Source organism: Porphyromonas sp. COT-108 OH2963, assembly GCF_000768895.1.
In the GTDB taxonomy this organism is placed as follows: Bacteria; Bacteroidota; Bacteroidia; order Bacteroidales; family Porphyromonadaceae; genus Porphyromonas_A; species Porphyromonas_A canoris.
Map to the genome: position 1 here is coordinate 90,003 of NZ_JRAP01000008.1, position 21,724 is coordinate 111,726.

Genomic DNA, 21,724 nt, shown 5'->3' on the forward strand with positions numbered 1-21,724 from the left:
AACGATCACAATGAAAAATATATTTAGTAAAATAGCTCTTATAGGAGCTCTATCCTTCTCTTTGGCAGGATGTGATTTGCTGGATAGAGAACCGCTGGATCAAGTAGGCCCGGATAGCTTTTATACCAATGCGGAACAGCTTGGAAGCTTTACGTTCAACTACTATCCCGCTGTCTTCCCTACAACAGGAGGTTGGAATGCCGGTGTTGCAGCAAGAGATAACGGCACAGACAACCAAGCCGGTGTAAATCCGAACAGAGCCTGGTTCACAAAAGATGTATGGAAAGTGCCTTCAGAAGGCGGTATCGGCTTCGAGGCAATAAGAAACGTCAACTGGTTTCTTGAGAATGTTACCGAGAAGTTGGAGCAGAAAGCGATCAGCGGATCTAAAGCAGACATCGACCACTATATTGGTGAAGCTTACTTTATCCGTGCTGCGCTCTACTTCGACAAGTTGCAAACTTATGGCGACTTCCCTATCATAAAGAAAGCTTTGTCCGATGACAGAGCTACTCTCATCGAAGCATCCAAACGTATGCCTCGTAACGAAGTGGCTCGCTTTATCCTTTCGGACTTGGACAAAGCCATCTCTATGTTGAAGGATAAAACTCCTATGAACCAACGCATTTCCAGAAATGTAGCTCTATTGTTCAAGTCTCGCGTAGCTCTTTTCGAGGGTACATTCGAAAAGTACCACCAAGGCTCCGGACGCGTACCGGGAGATCCTACATGGCCCGGTAAGGACAAAGAGTGGAACAAGGGTAAAAGCTTCAACATTGCAGGGGAGGTAGAGTTCTTCTTGAATGAAGCGATGACTGCCGCCAAAGCGGTTGCCGATGCATTCCCTACTCTTACAGAGAACAGCGGAGTGATGGATCCGGTAAAGGGTCAGCACCATGGATGGAACAACTACTACGAAATGTTTGCAGATGAAGACCTTTCAAAGTTCCCTGAAATCTTGCTTTGGAGACAGTACAGCAAGGAGAAAAACCTTGTACACTTAACATCTCATAAGCTTGCAGTAGGCTCTTCTTCCGGTTGGACACGCGCTTTGGTAGAATCTTTCTTGATGAAGAACGGTCTTCCTATCTATGCTCAAAACTCCGGATACACAAAGACAGACGAGACTGTCGATCTTGTAAAGAAAGATCGTGACGAACGTCTGCAGCTCTTCTTGTTCGGAGAGAGCAATGTGCTTTACACCAATGAAGATCCTATCGTAATGTTCAATGTTGCAAACATTATTGCGAATGACGAGTCGAGAGACGTTACCGGCTATCGTCAGCGCAAGCTTTACAACTACGACAAACGTATGCACCTCAACTCCGAGATGCACGACGTTTCCGGTACTATCATCTTCCGTGTGGCAGAGGCATACCTCAACTACATAGAGGCATCTTACGAAAAGAACAAAGTGATAGACGGCAACGCAAGAACCTACTGGGATGCACTTCGCAGACGTGCAGGTATAACAGTGGCAATAGAAGTAACAACAGGAGCCACCGATATGGCTTACGAAGCGAATACGAACAGAGAGTCTTACGACTGGGGAGCATTCTCTGCCGGCGTGGCTATCGACCCGGTTCTTTACAGTATCCGTAGAGAGCGCCGCTCCGAATTTGCAGGAGAAGGTATGAGAACCGCAGACCTCATACGCTGGAGAGCTATGGACCAGGTAAAAGACTACCATATAGAGGGCGTAAACTTCTGGGATAAGATCCATACTTATCCAAGATTCTATGGTGCCGATGGTAACACTCTCATCATTGCCGATGGCTCTTCTGCTTCCAATCTCTCTTCTAAGGAGTTGAGCAAATACATCCGCCCATACCAAAAGATCAAGGCAAACAACGATGTATTCAATGGCTACACCTTCTATCAGGCGCACTACCTCTCTCCATTCTCTTATCAAGAGTTGAGCTTGGCATCGCCTACCGGCAATGCAGAGGAGAGCAACCTGTATCAAAATCCGGGTTGGAAGGCTTCTGCGGAAACTCCTGCGGAATATTGATAACAGACACGGAATAAGCTCCTTTCCTGTCATACCCGTTTCAGGAAAGAGATATTTCAAATAAAAAGCAAGTGCATGGCAAAACGAAAGCCGTGCACTTGCTTTCTTTTTGGACTGTTGAGGATGAAAAAAGAGCGAGATTTCTCCCTTTCCGAAATCTCATTTTTATATATTCCATCCCGAAAAATACTCACTTTTTTCGGGCTCTCTATTTTGATCGGAGGGGTTGTTTTGAGAGCACGACCGAACTGTTAAATCAGGGCTGTTTTATTAACACAAATTCCGACACAGGTTCACCCAAAACGCTAAACGAGCATATTCTTTCGGCTTAACGTATTTAATTTTTCAATGAACACGTTTAGCGATTTCATTTAATACGTTTACCGGATTCGATTAAAGTGTTTAGTCAAAAACATTAAAACTCTCAATATCAAACAACTAAGTATTTTCGCATTAAAATGCACCTAAAAGGGCAGATTTCTTTATTAGGAAATATTCACAGGTATGGGCGTTAAAATTCACACCAATTAACGCGAAAAAAGCCCATGAAATGCATTGAGAAAATTTTTTCTCCAAATTCGGGCTGATTTATATCTATCTCTATTCTAAATAATTACAGACACACTCTCCGCTTCAGTCCCCAAAATGGAGTTCGGAGAGGAGCAAAAAGCGAAGATTTTCGCGGATTCATTTTTATATAAAAGTTCACCCATCGGAAGCGTTATCGCCATTGCCACATCCGGTCAAAAGCCATAAGAAAAGGGTTTGGTAGGTCATATCCTTTTTTTTTCATAGTTTTGTGTAGCAATGAATCCTGTACCGGTTCTGTATCTGCATGATACATCAGAGATTAGAACGGTAAAGAGAATGTTAATGATACTCTAAGACAACAGATGACTACAAACAACTATGATTTGCGAGGTGTATCCGCCTCCAAAGAGGATGTTCACAACGCAATCAAGAACGTAGATAAAGGTCTATACCCAAAGGCTTTCTGTAAGATTATCCCCGATATACTCGGAGGCGATCCCGAATACTGCAATATCATGCACGCAGACGGAGCAGGCACCAAAAGCTCTCTGGCGTACGCTTACTGGAAAGAGACGGGCGACCTCTCCGTATGGAAAGGTGTCGCCATAGATGCTGTGGTGATGAATCTGGACGATCTGCTCTGCGTGGGTGCCGTGGATAACATCCTGCTCTCATCTACTATCGGCAGGAACAGACTCAAAGTTCCGGGAGAAGTGATCTCTGCCATCATAAACGGTACAGAGGAGTTTCTCGAAGAGATGCGCGCTTTGGGCGTGGGCATATACTCTACCGGCGGAGAGACTGCCGATGTAGGCGACCTCGTGCGTACAATCATAGTAGACAGCACGGTTACCTGCCGTATGCCTCGCAAGAACGTCATAGACAATGCCAGCATCCGTCCCGGCGATGTGATCGTAGGCTTGGCGTCGTCCGGACAAGCGACCTACGAGCAGTCTTACAATGGAGGGATGGGCAGCAACGGACTGACATCCGCTCGCCACGATGTCTTCGGACCACAAGTGAAGCAGAGCTATCCGGAGACTTACGACCATGATCTTCCGAACGAGGTCGTTTATTGCGGAACAAAGAGACTCACAGACATGGTCGACGGAGTACCTTTGGATGCCGGACGTCTCGTACTCTCCCCCACAAGGACATACGCTCCCATCATTGCAGAGGTACTCAAGCACCACAGAGAGAAGATACATGGCATGATCCATTGCAGCGGTGGTGCTCAGACGAAAGTACTGCACTTTGTGGAAAATCTAAAGGTAGAGAAAGATAATCTGTTCCCGATACCGACACTCTTCAACCTCATTTACAGCTCCGGACGGACAGAGCCGAAAGAGCTGTACAAGGTGTTCAACATGGGACATCGTATGGAACTTTATGTGCCGGAAGAGGTTGCACCCGAAATCATTGCCATATCCCGCAAGTTCGGTGTGGAGGCTCAGGTCGTCGGCAGAGTAATGGAGGGAGAAGGGAAGAAAGAGGTTGTACTGCACACGCCTTTCGGGGTATTCAAATACGAATAAATGGCTGAGCAGATAAGCATAGTAGACAAGATAAGCGTACTGCACGCCAGATTTGAAGAGGTATCCCTTCTGATTACAGACCCGGACGTCATCGCAGACAGAAAACGCTTTGAAAAGCTCACACGAGAATACAAGGAGCTGGAGCGGATACTGGCTAAAGGCGATGAGTACACCCTTGCCGTGAAAACGATAGAAGAGGGACGGGAGATGCTGCAAACGGAAAGCGACCCCGACATGGTGGCTCTCATAAAGGAGGAGATAGCCACTGCTCAAGATGCCCTGCCGGTATTGGAGGATGAGATCAAGCTGCTGTTGGTTCCTGCCGACCCCGAAGATGCCAAGGACGCAATAGTGGAGATACGAGCAGGAACAGGGGGTGATGAAGCCGCCCTATTCGCTGCCGATCTTTATAAGATGTACGTTAAGTATTGCGAGTCGAAAGGGTGGCGGACAGAGGTTACCGGTATGAACGAAGGTACTTTGGGAGGTTTCAAAGAGATCGTATTCACGGTAACCGGAGCGGATGTGTATGGTACTCTGAAGTATGAGTCGGGTGTACATCGTGTGCAACGCGTGCCTCAGACAGAGACCCAAGGGCGTGTACACACTTCGGCTGCCACGGTGGCGGTATTACCGGAAGCGGACGAGTTTGACGTCGAAGTGAAAGAGAGCGATATCAGAATAGACACATTCTGTTCTTCCGGAGCGGGCGGTCAGAGTGTCAATACCACTTACTCCGCCGTGAGACTGGTACACATCCCCACAGGAATAGTCGTGCAGAGTCAGGACGAGAGATCCCAGCTTAAAAACAAAGCGAAAGCACTGGCAGAACTTCGGACTCGGATCTACAACCTGGAGCATCAGAAATATCTGGACGAAATAGCCGGCAAACGGAAAACAATGGTCTCCACAGGAGACAGAAGTGCTAAGATCAGGACATACAACTATCCGCAAGGACGCATCACAGACCACAGAATAAATCTAACCATGTACAACCTCTCCGCTTTTATGGGAGGAGAGATACAGGAGATGCTGGATGCGCTGATAGTGGCTGAAAATACAGAACGCCTAAAAGAGGCAGAGCTGTAAGCCGTGTCCATTATCCACGATAATCATGAAAGTAAAGATAAAAGAAATAGCCGCATATCTGGGAGGAACGGTCGAGGGTAACGAAGAAGCCGTCGTATCTCAGTTTGGAAAGATAGAGGATGCCTCACCCGGCAGTCTCACTTTCCTTGCCAATCCCAAGTACGAACAATACATCTATGAAACCAAGGCGACAGCCGTGCTTGTATCCAATGAATTCAAGCCGGAAAGAGCCATACCTTCTACCCTGATCCGGGTGGAGAATCCTTATGAGTCTCTTGCCAAACTGATGGAGTTTGCAGAAAAGCTCAAAGAAAAAGAGAGCGGAGTGGCTTCGACCGCTTTTGTGGATCCGTCCGTCACTCTTCCCAAAGATGTTTACATCGGTCATGCCGCTTATATCAGCAAAGGAGCGGTACTGCATCCGGGTGTCAAGATATTTCCATTCGTATTTATAGGTGAGAATGCAGAGATCGGAGCGGAAACCATTGTGTATCCTTCTGCCGTTGTCTCCGCCGAATGCAAGGTGGGCGAACGCTGTGTCATCCACTCTTGTGCAGTGATCGGGGCAGACGGTTTCGGGTTTGCTCCCTCCGAAGAGGGCTATCGCAAAATACCTCAAATGGGCAATGTCCTGATAGGAGACGATGTAGAGGTGGGAGCTTGTGCCTGCATAGACAGAGCGGTGATGGGATCTACCATTGTGGAGAGAGGTGTCAAGATAGACAATCTTGTACAGATCGCTCACAACGTAGTGGTCAATGAACATACGGTCATAGCCGCTCAGGTGGGCATCGCAGGCTCTACAAAGATAGGCGCATGGAATATGATCGGAGGACAATCGGGGCTTACCGGACACATGCAGACGGCTCAAAAGGTAACCATTGCCGCACGCACCGGAGTGATTTCGGATATTAAGGAGGAGGGCGTTACCTACTTCGGCTCTCCCGCTTTTCCCATAAAGAAAGCGATGCGTGCACATGCAGTCTACGGAAGACTCCCGGAAATGGACAAGCAGCTCTTCGCTCTATCCAAAGAGGTAGAGGCTCTGCGAAAAGAGCTTGACGAGATCAAGAATGGTAGCAACAAGTAACAGATAATATATTACAAGATGAAACAGCATACACTCAAAGAGTCGTTCAGCCTTTCCGGCAAGGGACTTCACACCGGTTTAGAGATTGCAATCACCTTTCATCCCGCACCGGACAATCACGGCATAAAGATAAAGCGGGTCGATTTGGAGAATAAACCGATCATTGCGGCTCTTGCTGAGAATGTGGCTCAGACCAATAGAGGCACCGTCCTACGCGATAACGGCGCACACGTAAGTACGGTGGAACACGCTATGGCTGCGCTTTATGCCATGGGGGTAGATAACTGTCTGATAGAGGTGAACGCTCCTGAATTCCCGATTTTGGACGGTAGCTCCATCCATTTTCTTGAAGGAATCAAGAAGGTCGGTATCGTTGAGCAGGAGCATCTGAGAGATTACTATGTTGTGAAGAAAAAGATAGAGGTATCGTCCGAAGATGGCAAGTCTTCTTTGATTATCCTTCCGGACGACAGCTTCGGACTGAATGTTCTGATCTCTTTCGACTCTCCGATACTCTCCAATCAGTATGCCTCTTTGGACTCTATCGCAGACTTTGAAAAGGATATTGCGGCTGCCAGAACATTTGTGTTCGTAAGAGAGATAGAGCAACTCTTGGACAACAACCTCATAAAGGGTGGAGACCTCGACAATGCCATAGTAATATATGATCAGGTACTCACTCAGGAGAAGCTGGATTCGCTCTCCGACCTGATGGGAGTGGAGAAAAAGAATGCTGCAGACCTTGGATATATCAACAATAAACCTTTGGTCTTCAACAATGAACCGGCAAGACACAAACTGCTGGATCTGCTTGGCGACCTCTCTCTCATAGGTAAAAGAATCAAGGGAAGAGTGATCGCGACCTGTCCGGGACACAGTATCAACAACGTCTTGGCACAGCAGATCCGCAAGGATATTCGCTTGAATGAAGCACAAGCACCCGTATACGATCCCAACGCAGCGCCTCTACTCGATGTCAAAGAGGTGAAAGCTCTTCTTCCGCACCGCTATCCGTTCTTGCTGGTAGATAAGATCATAGAGATAGGATCCATGCACATCGTGGGCGTGAAGAACGTCACATCCAACGAACCATTCTTCCAAGGGCACTTCCCGGACGAGCCTGTAATGCCGGGTGTCCTGCTTATAGAAGCGATGGCTCAGGTTGGCGGACTTCTTATCCTGCAACAACTCTCCGAACCGGAGCAGTACAGCACCTATTTCATGAAGATAGACAACGTGAAGTTCCGCCATAAAGTCGTACCCGGAGACACGCTACTTTTCCGTCTTCAACTGCTTGCCGAGCCACGCAGAGGCATATCCAACATGAGGGGTCTTGCCTTTGTCGGGGAGAAGTTGGTAGCTGAAGCGGAGTTTATGGCCCAGATCACAAAAAACAAGTAAAGAGAATCATGGACAATCCAAAGATAAGCCCTCTGGCTGTGGTACACCCCAATGCAAAGATTGGAAAGGATGTAGAGATAGGCCCATTCGCCATCGTAGAAGATAATGTAGAGATAGGAGACAAGACCGTACTGCATCCGCACGCTATTGTACGCTGGGGTGCAAGGATCGGCAGCAACTGTCAGATACATCCCGGAGCCGTCATCAGTGGCATTCCGCAAGATTTGAAGTTTGTCGGAGAAGAGACTCTCACCCACGTTGGAGACAATACCGTGATCAGGGAATGCGCCACCATCAACAGAGGGACAGCATCCAAAGGTTATACAAAAGTGGGCAGCAACTGTCTTCTCATGGCATACTCACACGTTGCACACGACTGCGAGTTGGGCAACAACATCATTCTCGGCAATGCGACACAAGTTGCGGGAGAGGTCGAAGTGGCAGACCATGCCATCATAAGCGGCGGTGTACTCGTCCATCAGTTTGTCCGCATCGGATGTCATGTGATGATCCAGGGAGGAAGCCGAGTTACCAAAGACATCCCGCCATACTCACTCATCGGACGAGAGCCGATATGCTACTGCGGTATCAACATTGTGGGACTTCGCAGAAGAGGTTTCACCAACGATCAGATCTTCCTCATCAACGACATCTACCGTACCATTTACAGCAAAGGACTCAATACCACCGATGCTCTGGAGGCGATAGAAAAAGAGTATCCGGAGACACCGGAAAGAGATGCCATATACTACTTCATAAAGGAGTCCAAACGAGGAGTGGTGCGAGGCGCTATGGACTAATGTTTTATTCCCAAGAGATTTTTCAGAGTTATACACAATGATATACAGATTTGTAATAGTTTCCAACGAGGTACCCGGTTTCAGACGAGACATAAAGATTGAAGCCGGAGCAAAGTTCTCGGATCTCTGCAACATCATACAGGAAAGCGTCGGCTACGCAAAAGACCAACTCTCCTGCTTCTACATCTGCGATGATGCGTGGCAGAAAGAAAAAGAGGTTCACATCATGGATTTGAGGATGAATCCGGAAGAAGATATCTACCTCATGGACAAGACCACACTGGACGATCTTCTCACTGAAGAGAAGCAAAAGCTGATGTACGTCTTCGACATGATGGGCAATAGGGCATTCTTTGTAGAGCTGAGAGAGATCATCTTCGAGAAAGAAAAAGGTCTGCCCAAGGTGGTACGTTCCGAAGGTGAACCTCCTCGACAAGGCGAAGATATAGAAGCGCTTCTTGCCGAAGAACCCACCAAGAAGGGAGCCAAAGCATCACGAGAAGATGAGTTTGGCTTTAATGATGAGTTCGACGACTTTGAAGGCACCGAGTTTGCATCACTTGACGAGCTGGACGAAGCCGGTTTCGGATTGGATGAAGACTCGCTCTACTGATAAATATTTGCCCTCTCTCATCGTCCTTTTAGGACCGACAGGAGTGGGCAAAACAGCTTTATCCATAGCCCTTGCCAAGTGGTTGGGGAGCGGTGTGGAGATATTCTCGTCCGACTCTCGCCAGATCTACAAAGAGATGACCATAGGCACGGCAGCTCCCACACCCGAAGAGTTGGCAGCCGTGCCGCATCACTTCATCGGGTTCAAGAGCGTAACAGACTATTTCAGTGCCTCTGCATTCGAGGCTTTGGCAATGGAGAAGCTCTCCTCTTATTTCAAGCAGACACCCGTGGCTATCCTTTGCGGAGGTTCCATGATGTACACGGACGCACTCTGTTTCGGGATAGACGAGATCCCCGATGTAGATCCGGACATCCGCCGAGAGCTGTATGAACAATACGACAACGAGGGTATCGGGTTTGCCTTAAAGCAACTCGAAAAAGCAGATCCGGAGTATCTGACCAAAGTGGATCGGAACAACTACAAACGCATCCTCCACGCCTTGGAAGTCTATCTCACCACAGGTCTCCCCTTCTCCTCGTTTCATCGCCGGAGTGCCAAGCAACGCCCTTTCCGAATCATCCGTATAGGGCTCAACCGGGACAGGGCAGAACTCTACGACAGAATCAATCGGAGGGTGGACGAAATGGTTCGGAACGGACTGGTAGACGAGGTCAAGGCTCTTTTGCCCTACCGCACACTCAATGCCCTGAACACGGTCGGGTATAAAGAGATATTCGAGTATCTCGATGGGATATGTACATTGGAAGAGGCTGTGGCAAAGATGAAGAAAAACACCCGAACCTATGCCCGAAAACAGCTGACATGGTACAGAAAAGCAGAAGATATAGTATGGTTTTCTCCGGAAGACTTGGAGGAGATAAAATGTTACCTCTCTTCCCGGCTCGAAATAGAAGTATAAAAGAAAACAGAGAGAGAATATGAAGATTTCGACAGCAGAATTTGTTAAGAGCTGCAGCGCTCCATCACAGACGCCCAACAGCGACGGCAGACCGGAGTACGCTTTCATCGGCAGATCCAATGTGGGAAAGTCCACACTGATCAACATGCTTACCGGTAGAAAAGGGCTTGCCAAGACTTCACAAAAACCCGGAAAGACACAGCTTCTCAACTATTTCAACATCAACGACAGCTTCTACATCGTAGACCTTCCGGGCTACGGCTATGCCAAGACACCCAAAAACATCCGAGAGGGATTTCGTAAACTGATAGAAGGCTACATCTTAGGCTCGGAAGATCTTACCAATCTCTTCATCCTCATAGACTGTCGTCACGAACCGCAGAGTATAGACATCGCTTTCATAGAGCAGATGGGCGAGCATGGCATACCATTCTCCATCGTCTTCACAAAGAGCGACAAACTCTCCGAGACCAAGCTCCGGCAAAACATAGAGAACTACAAAAACGAACTGCTGAAAAGCTGGGAAGACCTCCCTCCCATCTTCATCACATCCGGCGAAAAGCTAAGAGGAGCGGACGAACTTTTGGAGTATATCGAAGAGATCAATCAAAGCATAAAGCAGAGGTAAAAAAGGGCGCTTCGGAGCGCACTTTTATATAAAAACGGACTCCCTGAAAATGCCTCCGAAATCCTCTTCTCCGAACCGGTTTCAGCTCGGAAAAATTTCTTTATTCTCCTAAATCTTTACATCTCAACCGAATACGAGAAATCGCGAATTTGGAAAAAATTTTTTCTCAGTCCGTTTCATGGGCGTTTTTCGCGTTAATTGGTGTAAATTTTAGCACCCAAACCTGTAAACGTTTCCTAATAAAGAAATCTTCCTTTTCAGGTGCTTTTTAGGGTAAAAACAGGTAATCGGTTGACATTTAGCGTTTTGATGATTTCGACTAAACACTTTAATCGAATCCGGTAAACGTATTAAATGAAATCAGTAAACGTGTTCATTGAAAAATTAAACACGTTAAGTCGAAACAATATGCTCGTTTAGCGTTTTGGGTGAATATGTGTCAAAAATAATGTTAATAAAACAGGGTGATTTAACAAATTCGGCACCCCTCTGAAAACACCACCTTCAATCAAAATAGAGAGAGCATTTCGAGAGGGGAAGCGATCGGGATGGAATATATAAAAATGAGCAAGAGGAGGTTGAATGAAAAAGGAAGAAAAGGAGGGGAACAGGATCGTATGGCTAATTGAAAAAAAAGTCGTACATTTGCAAGCCGATTATTATCAACCGGGACCCTATGGGTCTCTTTGTATGAACCGTTAGACCGGAGCAGATTTGCACAATGAGTGTGTCCGCTCGATGGCAAGAGAGCAAAGGTCGAACATTTTATTTACCAACAAAAAAGTTTATAGAAAGTGGATACTTTAAGTTTCAAGACCATTTCTGCAAACAAGGCAACTGTGACAAAAGAGTGGGTCGTTGTAGATGCAACAGGCCAATCTCTCGGAAGACTATGCTCTAAGGTAGCAAAGCTACTGCGTGGCAAGTACAAGCCGAACTTCACTCCACACGTTGATTGTGGTGATAACGTTATCGTTATCAATGCAGACAAAGTAGTTCTGACCGGAAACAAATGGACAGGTAGAGAGTACCTATCACACACCGGATACCCGGGAGGACAGAGATTAACGACTCCAAAACGCCTCATGGATAAGGGTGCGGACAGACTTTTCAGAAAAGTAGTAAAAGGTATGTTGCCTAAGAACCGTCTTGGCGACAAGATTATTAAGAACCTTTATGTGTATAGCGGAGAGGAGCATGCTCATCAAGCTCAACAACCTAAAAGCATAGACATCAACACTCTTAAGTAATTATGGAACAGATAAATGCTATAGGCCGTAGAAAAGCTGCAGTGGCACGTGTTTACGTAAAAGCAGGCAGTGGAAAGATTGTTATCAACAAGAAAGAGCTGGAACGCTATTTCCCTTCTTCTATACTACAATTCGTAGTAAAGCAGCCATTGGCTAAGTTGGAGGCTCTGGACAAGTACGACATCAAAATCAACCTTAAGGGTGGTGGTTTCAAAGGTCAAAGCGAAGCAGCCCGTCTGGCTATCGCAAGAGCTTTGGTGAAGATCAACCCGGAAGACAAACCAGCACTACGTGCAGAAGGATTCATGACTCGCGACCCACGTTCTGTAGAACGTAAAAAACCGGGACAACCTAAAGCTCGTAAGAAATTCCAGTTCAGCAAGCGTTAATATTACGGTACATTTTCCGAATATCAACCTTGGAGAACGAACTATTCAGTACAAAAATTATTTATTCAACCGTTTAGTATCTAAACTTGCAAGACATCGACCGAAAGGCAATCTACTTGCATGTTGAAAGTGTTAAACACAAAAAGAAAGTAAACGCAATGTCAAGAGTAACATTTGACCAACTATTAGAGGCAGGTTCGCACTTCGGACACCTCACAAGAAAGTGGAATCCTGCTATGGCGCCCTATATCTTTATGGAGCGCAACGGTATTCATATAATCGACCTACACAAAACAGTTGCCAAAATAGACGAGGCTGCTGAAGCCTTGAAAAAGATGGCTGCACAAGGCAAAACAATCCTTTTTGTAGCCACAAAGAAGCAAGCCAAAGAGACCGTAGCTCAATACGCTGAGTCTGTAGAGATGCCATACGTAGTGGAAAGATGGCCGGGCGGTATGCTTACCAACTTCCTTACTATCCGCAAGGCTGTAAAGAAGATGGACTCTATAGATAAGATGACAAAGGACGGTACCTTTGACAACCTTTCTAAGAGAGAAAAGCTCCAAGTGGAAAGACAACGCGCAAAGTTGGAACGCACTTTGGGTTCTATCTCAAACATGAGACGTCTTCCTTCCGCTCTATTTGTAATAGACGTTCTTAAAGAGCACATTGCCATACGTGAAGCTCAACGCTTGGGTATTCCTGTATTTGCAATCGTGGATACTAACTCCAACCCCGGAAACATCGACTACGTAATCCCTGCGAATGACGATGCTAAAGACTCTATCAGTGTTATCCTCAATGCAGTTTGCGAGGCTATCAAGGAAGGAAGTCTTGAGCGTAAGATCGAAAAGGCAGACGAGAAAAACGAAGAAGAAGCAACTCCGGTAAAAAGAGAAAGACGCACTCGTAGCGGAGCTCGTAGAGAGCGCACAAAACAAGAAGATAGCGAAGCACTTAACGCTCGCTTGGTAGATAAGTACGCTAAGAACAACGACGAAGAGTAATTTCAGACCCTTTCGCAGCAAAGCTGCAAGACTTAGACACTAAATAATCTTTATGATAGACGTACCTTTTCTACCGCCAACCGAGCAACAGAAAGGTACGTCTATCTTTTTCAAATAACGCTAAGAGCTTCCCCTATGCTCTTACGCAACAAAAACTTAAACGTATAACCCTTAATAATAAAGAGACAATGGCAGTTACAATGGCAGATATCGCCAAGCTCCGCAAAATGAGCGGTGCAGGTATGATGGACTGTAAGAAGGCACTCGAAGAAGCCAACAACGACTTCGACAAAGCGATGGAAATCATCAGAAAGAAAGGTCAGGCTGTGGCAGCAAAACGTTCGGACAGAGAAGCATCGGAAGGTTGCGTTCTTTCTAAAACAGAAAAAGGCTTTGCCGCTATCGTTGCTCTAAAGTGCGAAACAGACTTCGTGGCTAAGAACGAAGAGTTTATTAAACTGACAGAAGCAATACTCGACTGCGCTATGACCAATAAGCCAAAGACAATGGAAGAACTCGCTGCTCTTCCTATGACCGATGGTAGAAGCGTTGCAGAGCATATAACAGATAGAATCGGTGTTACAGGAGAGAAGATGGAGATCGGTTTCTACGAGTTTGTAGAAGCTACCGGCGTATCTTCTTACATCCACCCGGGTAACATGTTGGCTACCATCGTTGGTTTCAACGAAGAGGTAGAGTACCAGGTTGGACGCAACATCGCTATGCAGGTAGCTGCAATGAACCCTGTGGGTATCACTGCAGAAGATGTTCCTGCTAAGATTGTTGAGACAGAAAAAGAGATTGCTCGTGAAAAGGCAATAGAGTCCGGCAAGCCGGAAAACATCATCGACAAGATCGTTGAAGGTTCTCTGCAAAAGTATTTCAAGGAAAACACTCTTCTTTCTCAAGATAATATCAAGGACAACAAGCAGACTGTAGAGCAGTATCTTAAGTCTGAAAGCGCAACTCTTACGGTAACAAACTTCAAGCGCGTTACTTTGAACGTAGAGTAAGCACAGTCTGACATCATAACATCGGTGGCAATACTTCTTGCTGCGATCCTGAAACAAAAAAATCCTCTGCTCTTTCCGAGCGGAGGATTTTTTTGTTTACTATTCTATGCGAACAGCTTTAGAAGTTATGTTATACAGCTTTACTTCTTGTGTTAAACGTGTATAAAATTGGGAACCAAGGTTTGATCGGGACAAATCAAGGGCTGACTGCCACAAATCAAGCCTTGAAATTCAAGAACCAAACCCCGATTTATAGCAGTGAAAAGGTTTACCAAAACTTCTTGCACTGTATAAATCGGTTTCCAAATAGGTTTAATGAAACTTTCGTACCGGCTTATCTTACGACCATAGAGCAGAGAAGAGATCTCCTAAACAGAAAACGGGTGTGGCAGAAACCATATCCGCCACACCCGTTAATCTTGTTTATAATGAATTTTACTACCTCACCACGGCAGTGATATGCTTTTCTCTTGCAGGAATATCACCATCTTTTCCATACTCCGGAGAGTATCGTCCGAAAGGCATATCGGCAAGGATAAACCGGTTTGCCTTTCTGGCAGCGACGATCTTATCCGTTACGGCTGTGGAGATAGCACCGGCAAGCAGATCCACCAATCCGTTACCGGAATTGACGCTAAGGTCTACCGTTACATTGGCACTCTTTTGGAAGATGATCTCATCCGTCTTGGCGGACTTCAAGATATACTCCACCTCCACATACATCTGAGATAGAAGACTCGCCTTCTCCCACTTTTTTATTCGGGTGAACAGCACTGCATCCGTTCCGAAAAAGTCAAGAAACGGTTTCATGGAGCCTTCTACAAAAACCTCTGCATCGTTTGCACTCTCCTGTTGGAGCAGTTCCATGGAGAGAAATGGAGAGAATACGTAGTAGCCTCTCTCTGCCAAAGGCTGTGCAAGAGAGGTGAAGAAAAACTCCTTTGCTTCCACATGATTGGTCTCGTTGATAGGAGGCATGATAAGGATGGAAGCAGGTCGCTCTTCGTACATCTTCGGATAAGCGGTGCGTCTGGTAGTGGTGGTAACGCTGCAGGAGAGCATCAGCCAAGCCATCATGAGCAGTGCGGAGGCTCTTGCCATCCGCTTCGGAGAGAGGGTTATATGCTTTTTCATCTCTTCTTGTACTGTTCTACGATTCTACTTATATACTTCTTGCTCTCCGGGTATAGCTCCATCTCTTTTTCAAACATCTCTATCCCCTCCTCCACTTTATTCTGCTTAATGAGCACAAGAGCATACTCGGCATATATTCCGGGCGGCACTGTCCGACGAGATCCAAGCTGTCTCTCTATGATCTTTTTGTAGGTTGCGATCAGGGCATTCGTATCTTCTTCGGAGCGTGTCTTCATTGCCCTGTAAGAGGCATCCTCATAAGAGTACCAGCTGTAAAGGGATCTTGATGCTTCGCAAGAAGATAGCAGAAGCACCATGCCTGCCACACCTGCCATGAGAGCAGGCATTTTCTTTATCTTCATTTCGTTCGGCGGAGATTAAGGAAGCAATACGGTCTTGGAGCTTTGGGCTGAAACAAAGATTTGAAGCTCTTTGATCACCCTGCCGGAAGAAAGCGTGCGCAACACCAACGTGTGTCTTCCGGGCTTGATGGCTATTCCGGCTTTTTTCTTGCCCACGTGCTTCTCTTTGAGAACCTCGATATTGCCCGCGTGAACGCCATCCACCTCCACGGCGACCATTTCTCCCACATAGTTTTGAGCCGCTGCCACCACGACGTATGCCACATCGGCACGTCCGCCATGTATGGAAGAGGTAGAGCCGCAACCCGATAAACCCAATGCTGCCACTGCTACAAAAAGAGTGGCAAAAAGAAGTCTTATACTTTTCATCATCTTTGATATTTACTCTTTATCCTGTTCTTGAACGTAATATTTGTCGAGAGAGTTGAAGTCGAACGCACCCTCCACGATGGTTACAATGGCAAACTCAGTCATCGGCGTATCTCCTGCCACCATCTCTACCTTTATAACGGCTGTCTTCTTGCCCGGAAGCTCAAACTCCACACCCGTTTGAGGGTTCTTGACTCTCTTGCCACGAGTATAGACATCAAACTTATCGTTCACCTTCAGACCCTGAGAAGCTCCACCGGCAATAACGATGGCTTCGTTGTCCGCACTGATGAGATAGGTCTTCCAAGGCTTATCGGTACACTTGTTGATGATGTTCTCGACCAACTGATCTATGGCTCCGGATATTGCCTTGTCGCTAAGAGTGGCATCGTATCCGGCTTTCCCTCCAAATCCGAGCGTGGTCTTGGCTGTGGTTTCTGCGTACCCCTTGCCCTCTTCGGAGTAGATCACCATTCCTGTGGAGACGTCCACAATCCTGATACTTACGCCTGCCTCCACGATCTGACTCTTTTCGTTGGAAAACACCCCATCTTTACCGGTTACTTTACGACCAAACTCCGTGATGGAACCAAGTATCAGATAGTCCGCCCCAATCTTATGAGAGATGTTTCCCTTCTCTATCTCCGCCTGCACTTTGTCTATATCGGAGCGTTCGAGTAAGATGAACTTTTCGGAAGCCGTAAGCTTTGTGCTGAGGATGTCGAGCGCTTGCTTCGCCATGGGATCGTTCTCACGATTGTAGAAGATGCCCTTGCCGTACTGCGTTTCGTTGGAAAAACGACCGATGGCAACCTTCCACTTGAGGCTTCTTTCCGGCTTTTCCATACTCTTTTCACGGGTTGTCTCCTGCACTTGTGCGGCAAGAGGCGTTATACTGCTCCCGAACATGGGGATCAACATCAGTGATGCTCCCAAAACTAATTTCTTCATGATATTATCGGTATAAAAGTTAAGCGGGAATACACAGCGGTCTGCATATTCCCTGCTTGGTAAAAAACTTAAACGTTTACTGTTTCAACATCAATAGATATGAGCGTCTTTGTCTTTCATCTCATCCTTTGTGATCTTGTGGAAGTCCAGCTGTCTCCATGCGTAGAAGATGTACGCAAAGACAAAAGGAACCGCTATGGAAACATAAGCCATCACTTTCAGAGTGAACTCCGATGACGAACTATTGCCCAAATGAAGCGAGCTTTGAGGGTCCGCCAAAGAGGGATAATAGGCTGTATTGTTCCATCCGGCAAGCAAGAAAAGAACGAGCACCGTCAGCACCACACCCACTCCCTGATACCAGATACCCTTGTTGAAGCTCTTATCAAGTGCAGAACGACCGATGCCGTAAAGCACCAAGACCACTCCGATAAGGAGAACAACGATCAAGGCAGGTATGTCCAACAGGTTGTGAAGATACTTATACTCTTTGGGTTCAACAACTCCCGTCGTCGGATCCACAGCCCATCCTGTCGTTGTAAGAAGGAATGCAAGGAATGCAAGGAACGTGGCAAGGAAGATGACTGCATTGGGCAAGATGCTCTTGCGAGCACGAGCACGGAGAGCGTCATCGTCGATATTGTTGATGAAATAAAGCAATCCCGTAACGCGTGAAAGGAACAGCACCGCAATACCAAGGATGATATTCCATGGGGTACTCCAGATCGCCTCTAAGCCGTGAAAGCTATTGGTCCAGTAAGAAATGGTCGAATTGCCTATATTAACGAGATTATCCTTTTCCACCATAAAGTTTGCTCCGGTAAAGAATGTACCCACAGCAGTACCGATAAGCAACGGACCCATAATGCCATTGATGAACAGGAAGATTTGGAAAGTCTTAGATCCCCAGACATTACCCCGCTTGTTCTGATACTCATACGATACCGCCTGAATCACAAAACAGAGCAAGATGAGACTCCAAACCCAATACGCACCACCAAAACTTGTGGAGTAGAACAGAGGGAAAGAGGCAAAAAACGCTCCTCCGAAAGTTACCAACGTAGTAAATGTAAACTCCCACTTGCGTCCGACAGAGTTAATCAGCATACGTCTGTTGATAGGTTCTTTGCCTATCGTGAATATGAACGACTGCCCACCTTGAACGAACATAAGGAAGACAAGAAGTGCTGCAAGAAGCGAGATTACAAGCCACCAATAGTGTTGAAGAAATATATAAGAATCCATATTAGTCCTTTTTTCTGAATGATACGATAGGGTTTACTTGTTCTCTTGCTTATCTTCCAAGTTTGGTCCTTGCTTTATCGCCTTGAACATGATACCGAGTTCGGCAATGAGCAAGATACTGAAAAGGACAAGGAAGAGCGTAAACGTAACCTGAACAGATGTGGTAGAGAGTTTGGATACAGCGGCTTTCACCGGCAAAATATCCTGTATCGCCCAAGGCTGTCTTCCCAGTTCGGCTACGATCCATCCCGCTTGAGAGCAGAGATAAACCAAAGGAACGGAGATTATGGCAGCGTATCCGTACCACTTCACATGCTGCAAACGATTCTTCCGAATCATCCACAAAGAGAATGCAAACAGCAACAGGAACACAAATCCGAGTGTTACCATCACACGGAAGCTGTAATACAACAATGGAACGTGAGGGATAAGCTCACTCGGAGAGTCGAAATAGCCATATCCGAAATGCTTGAAGTTCTCTTCCAAAACAGCTCTATGCTCTGCCGCAGCGGCATCATCACGCTTTGCTTTTGCCTCTTTGTAGTGAGCCAAAGCGGTGATAGCCATCTTGCCTCTCTCTATACGTTCTGCCGCGGACGGGATCACCTCTCCGGTGTTGGAGGTATATCCTTCTATAATATCCTTAATGCCCGGAACGTAGCCGGAAGCAGTATGTGTACCGAGAATGGAGAGTCCGTAAGGTATCTCTATATTGAAAAGGAACGGATCCACATTATCGTTATAAGCTTTCTTGTTCGGATTTACGATTCCAACGGCACTGAGAGGCGCTTCGGTACGACCTTCATAGTAGTTTTCCATGGCTGCCAACTTCATCGGCTGGTATGTTCCGACCTGAACAGCGGATGTATGACCGGTGATGATGGTAAGAATCACAGCCAATGAACCGAACCACGAAGCGATGCGGATGCTCTCTATCGCAAAACGTTGCTGACGCTTGCGAAGAAGATACCAGCCCGAAATACCCACTACAACGATAGCACCCAATATCCAAGAAGATATAACGGTGTGCAAGAACTTGAACACTGCAACAGGCGAAAGTGCCACAGCCCAGAAGTCGAGCATCTCATTGCGGAAAGTATCGGGGTTGAAGTGCATCCCCACAGGGTATTGCATCCAGGCATTAGCCACCAAAATCCAGTAGGCGGAGAGCGTTGCTCCTATGATGGTAAGCCATGTGGAAGCGAGGTGAAACCGCTTGGAGACCTTGTCCCAACCGAAGAACATAACGGCAATAAAGGTAGCTTCCATGAAGAAAGCAAAGATACCTTCAATAGCCAAAGGCGCTCCGAAAATGTCTCCTACGAGCCAAGAATAGTTGCTCCAGTTTGTACCGAACTGAAATTCCAGAATAAGCCCCGTAGCGACCCCGATGGCAAAGTTTATACCAAAGATCTTTTGCCAAAACTTGGCGGTTTCTTTCCAAAAGTTGTCTCCGCTTCTGTAATACTTCGTCTCGGCAATAGCCATGACAACACCCATACCCAAAGTGAGCGGAACAAACAACCAGTGATAAATGGCAGTAAGAGCAAACTGAGCCCTTGACCAGTCTATCAATGATGTGTCTATCATTTCCATAAATTAAAATATATTAAGTTGATTACTATTAGTCCTTCTGATTCCGTGTCATCATCACCGTCTGTTGATAACCTCTTCGGTTACAAACTTGGCTTTTTCCTCAGGAGTCTCTGCTTTTCCGGATAGATAATTGGGGAAGAAAAACAGTTTAAGCACAAAAAACATGATGAACAGCTTGATTCCGATAATCATCCACAGGGTCTTGCCTAAGGTCATGTTTCGGAACCCATCCACATAAAACCGATACACACGAGTGAAAATATTTCTTTGCTTTGCCTCTCTCTCTTTTTTCATTCTTTGTTTAAGCTATTGTTAGAACACAAGTGCTAATTTATAAATACTCCACCATTCCTCCAAATATTAGTGCCCTGATATTCTGCTTTTTCGCTATTATTTGACCTTCCATCCCTGCCATCGGATGCTTTAGTTGTTGCCACTCTCTATTTCAGCCCCAATGGTTAAAGGCAAAAATGCTTTTTTCGGCACACCCAGACCACCATATTTTCTCTCCGAATCTACTCCTTTTTCCGGCAAAAAGGATGGGAGTAGGGATGGGATGTTTTATATAAAAATGGAGTCCGGGAAAGTTGCCGGATGATGCCGCTAGTCAAATCCGTTTTCAAGCCATCCCGACAAGAGAAAAGAGCAACACACTAACAATCAGAAGGATATAAAAATCTCGTTTTCGGGCACAACTCTCCTCTCGATCGGTTTCAGAGCCGTTTTTCGAGTTAATATAGCTGAAAATATCGCCCCTCTCATGCAAACAATTCTTAACGACAAAATCCCCCTCAAACAGCCCCGAAAAGGGGCAAAAAAAAGCTAAACCATTTACAAACAACGGATTAGCTAAAAATCCTAAACACTTTAATTGAATCCGGTAAACGTATTCAATGAAATCGGTAAATACGTTTACCGATTTCGTTGAATACTTTAAGCCGACAAAATATACTGCTTTATCGTTTTGAGTAAACCTGCATCGAAAATGGTGTTAATAAAACAGCCCGAATTTAACAGTTCGGTCGCGCTCTGAAAACACCCCTTCCGAGCAAAATAGAGAGCGAGAAAAAAGTGAGCATTTTTCGGGATGGAATATATAAAAATAAGATCCCCGAAAAGGAGAAATCACACTCACTTTTCGGGGATCCGTATTGCCTTAAATCTTTCGGCTCGTAGGGTTACTCTTGTGCATATTCTGCCATTCCCTGCTCGTAGCTGTTGTTGCCACGAGAGTCTATTGCCACTATCACGGGAAGCTCTTCCACGTAAAGTTCTCTAATGGCTTCCGGTCCGAGATCTTCAAAGGCAATCACTTTGGCACTCTTTACACTCTTTCCCATCAGTGCAGCCGCACCGCCTATTGCAGCGAAATAGACACCGGTATGCTTCTTCATGGCATCCACCACAGAGTGATGACGAGATCCTTTGCCTATCATCACCTTGAGACCTTTGGAGATCAGGAGTGGAGAGTAAGCATCCATACGTCCGCCGGTGGTAGGGCCTACCGAACCGATCGGCTGCCCCGGTTTGGCAGGACATGGACCTGCATAGTAGACGGCTTGCCCGTTAAAGTCGAACGGCATATCTTCTCCCCGCTCTATCATCTCGCATAAACGCTGATGAGCAGCATCGCGTGCCGTGTAAATAGTCCCTGTAATGTAGTACATCTCTCCTGCTTTCAGGGATGCCAGAAGAGCGTCCGTAAACGGAGGTTCTATAATCTTCTTCATCGCTTTGATATATTGCCGGGTGCGTCGTACACCCTTTGGTTTCCATATATAACCCATT

Annotated in this window: 21 protein-coding genes; 13 read left to right on the plus strand and 8 right to left on the minus strand. The window is 46.3% G+C overall.

From position 1 onward, the window contains the following. Positions 1 to 10: 10 nt before the first annotated feature. From HQ39_RS04095 to tsf, 13 genes are all read left to right on the plus strand, one after another. Positions 11 to 2,011 carry a RagB/SusD family nutrient uptake outer membrane protein gene (locus tag HQ39_RS04095; protein ID WP_036864019.1) on the plus strand — a complete coding sequence of 667 codons (2,001 nt, stop codon included), beginning with the start codon at positions 11 to 13 and terminating at the stop codon, positions 2,009 to 2,011. An 893-nt stretch (positions 2,012 to 2,904) separates the two neighbouring features. Beyond that, the gene (locus HQ39_RS04100) at positions 2,905 to 4,077 is read left to right on the plus strand and encodes an AIR synthase related protein (RefSeq protein ID WP_036845717.1); all 1,173 of its coding nucleotides are present in this window, start codon (positions 2,905 to 2,907) and stop codon (positions 4,075 to 4,077) included. Beyond that, positions 4,078 to 5,166, plus strand: a complete 1,089-nt coding sequence (gene prfA, locus HQ39_RS04105; RefSeq protein WP_036845715.1) for a peptide chain release factor 1 — start codon at positions 4,078 to 4,080, stop codon at positions 5,164 to 5,166. Between the two features lie 25 nt (positions 5,167 to 5,191). Then, the gene (gene lpxD, locus HQ39_RS04110) at positions 5,192 to 6,256 is read left to right on the plus strand and encodes a UDP-3-O-(3-hydroxymyristoyl)glucosamine N-acyltransferase (protein ID WP_036864022.1); all 1,065 of its coding nucleotides are present in this window, start codon (positions 5,192 to 5,194) and stop codon (positions 6,254 to 6,256) included. An 18-nt stretch (positions 6,257 to 6,274) separates the two neighbouring features. Further along, entirely contained in the window at positions 6,275 to 7,657 is a 1,383-nt protein-coding gene (locus HQ39_RS04115; RefSeq protein ID WP_036845698.1) for a bifunctional UDP-3-O-[3-hydroxymyristoyl] N-acetylglucosamine deacetylase/3-hydroxyacyl-ACP dehydratase, read from the plus strand. 8 nt (positions 7,658 to 7,665) lie between these two features. Beyond that, positions 7,666 to 8,457 (plus strand): acyl-ACP--UDP-N-acetylglucosamine O-acyltransferase, encoded by a 792-nt coding sequence (lpxA, locus tag HQ39_RS04120; RefSeq protein ID WP_036791595.1) that lies wholly within the window; start codon positions 7,666 to 7,668, stop codon positions 8,455 to 8,457. A 37-nt stretch (positions 8,458 to 8,494) separates the two neighbouring features. Next, positions 8,495 to 9,070 (plus strand): IS1096 element passenger TnpR family protein, encoded by a 576-nt coding sequence (locus tag HQ39_RS04125; protein WP_036845692.1) that lies wholly within the window; start codon positions 8,495 to 8,497, stop codon positions 9,068 to 9,070. Positions 9,071 to 9,077: 7 nt separating this feature from the next. Continuing rightward, positions 9,078 to 9,992: a tRNA (adenosine(37)-N6)-dimethylallyltransferase MiaA gene (gene miaA / locus HQ39_RS04130; RefSeq protein WP_036864510.1), complete on the plus strand. Its 915-nt coding sequence runs from the start codon at positions 9,078 to 9,080 to the stop codon at positions 9,990 to 9,992. Positions 9,993 to 10,011: 19 nt separating this feature from the next. Then, complete coding sequence (yihA, locus tag HQ39_RS04135; protein WP_036864025.1) at positions 10,012 to 10,620, plus strand: ribosome biogenesis GTP-binding protein YihA/YsxC; 609 nt, start codon at positions 10,012 to 10,014, stop codon at positions 10,618 to 10,620. Between the two features lie 794 nt (positions 10,621 to 11,414). Beyond that, positions 11,415 to 11,870: a 50S ribosomal protein L13 gene (gene rplM / locus HQ39_RS04140; protein WP_036864027.1), complete on the plus strand. Its 456-nt coding sequence runs from the start codon at positions 11,415 to 11,417 to the stop codon at positions 11,868 to 11,870. Positions 11,871 to 11,872: 2 nt separating this feature from the next. After that, positions 11,873 to 12,259 carry a 30S ribosomal protein S9 gene (gene rpsI / locus HQ39_RS04145; protein ID WP_036791584.1) on the plus strand — a complete coding sequence of 129 codons (387 nt, stop codon included), beginning with the start codon at positions 11,873 to 11,875 and terminating at the stop codon, positions 12,257 to 12,259. A gap of 158 nt (positions 12,260 to 12,417) precedes the next feature. After that, complete coding sequence (rpsB, locus tag HQ39_RS04150; protein ID WP_036792721.1) at positions 12,418 to 13,266, plus strand: 30S ribosomal protein S2; 849 nt, start codon at positions 12,418 to 12,420, stop codon at positions 13,264 to 13,266. Between the two features lie 188 nt (positions 13,267 to 13,454). After that, positions 13,455 to 14,279: a translation elongation factor Ts gene (gene tsf, locus HQ39_RS04155; RefSeq protein ID WP_036791581.1), complete on the plus strand. Its 825-nt coding sequence runs from the start codon at positions 13,455 to 13,457 to the stop codon at positions 14,277 to 14,279. Between the two features lie 438 nt (positions 14,280 to 14,717). Here tsf and HQ39_RS04160 read toward each other — a convergent pair whose 3' ends face one another. From HQ39_RS04160 to HQ39_RS04195, 8 genes are all read right to left on the minus strand, one after another. After that, positions 14,718 to 15,413, minus strand: a complete 696-nt coding sequence (locus HQ39_RS04160) for a GNA1162 family protein (protein ID WP_052079431.1) — start codon at positions 15,411 to 15,413, stop codon at positions 14,718 to 14,720. Next, positions 15,410 to 15,775, minus strand: coding sequence for a DUF4810 domain-containing protein (locus HQ39_RS04165; RefSeq protein WP_052079432.1), 366 nt, complete (start codon positions 15,773 to 15,775; stop codon positions 15,410 to 15,412). The genes HQ39_RS04160 and HQ39_RS04165 overlap by 4 nt, the downstream gene beginning before the upstream one ends. Before the next feature lie 15 nt (positions 15,776 to 15,790). Then, the gene (locus HQ39_RS04170) at positions 15,791 to 16,147 is read right to left on the minus strand and encodes a hypothetical protein (RefSeq protein ID WP_152565498.1); all 357 of its coding nucleotides are present in this window, start codon (positions 16,145 to 16,147) and stop codon (positions 15,791 to 15,793) included. A 9-nt stretch (positions 16,148 to 16,156) separates the two neighbouring features. After that, entirely contained in the window at positions 16,157 to 17,095 is a 939-nt protein-coding gene (locus tag HQ39_RS04175; protein WP_036864033.1) for a CsgG/HfaB family protein, read from the minus strand. Positions 17,096 to 17,185: 90 nt separating this feature from the next. Continuing rightward, a complete protein-coding gene (locus HQ39_RS04180; protein WP_036864035.1) occupies positions 17,186 to 18,340 on the minus strand; it encodes a cytochrome d ubiquinol oxidase subunit II in 1,155 nt (384 codons plus the stop codon). Positions 18,341 to 18,373: 33 nt separating this feature from the next. Beyond that, positions 18,374 to 19,936: a cytochrome ubiquinol oxidase subunit I gene (locus HQ39_RS04185; protein ID WP_036864038.1), complete on the minus strand. Its 1,563-nt coding sequence runs from the start codon at positions 19,934 to 19,936 to the stop codon at positions 18,374 to 18,376. Positions 19,937 to 19,990: 54 nt separating this feature from the next. Next, the gene (locus HQ39_RS04190) at positions 19,991 to 20,230 is read right to left on the minus strand and encodes a DUF4492 domain-containing protein (RefSeq protein ID WP_036791565.1); all 240 of its coding nucleotides are present in this window, start codon (positions 20,228 to 20,230) and stop codon (positions 19,991 to 19,993) included. Between the two features lie 884 nt (positions 20,231 to 21,114). Then, entirely contained in the window at positions 21,115 to 21,666 is a 552-nt protein-coding gene (locus tag HQ39_RS04195; RefSeq protein ID WP_036791563.1) for a Fe-S-containing hydro-lyase, read from the minus strand. Between the last annotated feature and the right edge of the window lie 58 nt (positions 21,667 to 21,724).

Excerpts from the sequence above, each read along its gene's own strand:
- HQ39_RS04095 (WP_036864019.1), top strand. The coding sequence starts at position 11 with ATGAAAAATATATTTAGTAAAATAGCTCTTATAGGAGCTCTATCCTTC.
- HQ39_RS04100 (WP_036845717.1), top strand. The coding sequence starts at position 2,905 with ATGACTACAAACAACTATGATTTGCGAGGTGTATCCGCCTCCAAAGAG.
- prfA (WP_036845715.1), top strand. The coding sequence starts at position 4,078 with ATGGCTGAGCAGATAAGCATAGTAGACAAGATAAGCGTACTGCACGCC.
- lpxD (WP_036864022.1), top strand. The coding sequence starts at position 5,192 with ATGAAAGTAAAGATAAAAGAAATAGCCGCATATCTGGGAGGAACGGTC.
- HQ39_RS04115 (WP_036845698.1), top strand. The coding sequence starts at position 6,275 with ATGAAACAGCATACACTCAAAGAGTCGTTCAGCCTTTCCGGCAAGGGA.
- lpxA (WP_036791595.1), top strand. The coding sequence starts at position 7,666 with ATGGACAATCCAAAGATAAGCCCTCTGGCTGTGGTACACCCCAATGCA.
- HQ39_RS04125 (WP_036845692.1), top strand. The coding sequence starts at position 8,495 with ATGATATACAGATTTGTAATAGTTTCCAACGAGGTACCCGGTTTCAGA.
- yihA (WP_036864025.1), top strand. The coding sequence starts at position 10,012 with ATGAAGATTTCGACAGCAGAATTTGTTAAGAGCTGCAGCGCTCCATCA.
- rpsI (WP_036791584.1), top strand. The coding sequence starts at position 11,873 with ATGGAACAGATAAATGCTATAGGCCGTAGAAAAGCTGCAGTGGCACGT.
- rpsB (WP_036792721.1), top strand. The coding sequence starts at position 12,418 with ATGTCAAGAGTAACATTTGACCAACTATTAGAGGCAGGTTCGCACTTC.
- tsf (WP_036791581.1), top strand. The coding sequence starts at position 13,455 with ATGGCAGTTACAATGGCAGATATCGCCAAGCTCCGCAAAATGAGCGGT.
- HQ39_RS04160 (WP_052079431.1), bottom strand. The coding sequence starts at position 15,413 with ATGAAAAAGCATATAACCCTCTCTCCGAAGCGGATGGCAAGAGCCTCC.
- HQ39_RS04165 (WP_052079432.1), bottom strand. The coding sequence starts at position 15,775 with ATGAAGATAAAGAAAATGCCTGCTCTCATGGCAGGTGTGGCAGGCATG.
- HQ39_RS04170 (WP_152565498.1), bottom strand. The coding sequence starts at position 16,147 with ATGATGAAAAGTATAAGACTTCTTTTTGCCACTCTTTTTGTAGCAGTG.
- HQ39_RS04175 (WP_036864033.1), bottom strand. The coding sequence starts at position 17,095 with ATGAAGAAATTAGTTTTGGGAGCATCACTGATGTTGATCCCCATGTTC.
- HQ39_RS04180 (WP_036864035.1), bottom strand. The coding sequence starts at position 18,340 with ATGGATTCTTATATATTTCTTCAACACTATTGGTGGCTTGTAATCTCG.
- HQ39_RS04185 (WP_036864038.1), bottom strand. The coding sequence starts at position 19,936 with ATGGAAATGATAGACACATCATTGATAGACTGGTCAAGGGCTCAGTTT.
- HQ39_RS04190 (WP_036791565.1), bottom strand. The coding sequence starts at position 20,230 with ATGAAAAAAGAGAGAGAGGCAAAGCAAAGAAATATTTTCACTCGTGTG.
- HQ39_RS04195 (WP_036791563.1), bottom strand. The coding sequence starts at position 21,666 with ATGAAGAAGATTATAGAACCTCCGTTTACGGACGCTCTTCTGGCATCC.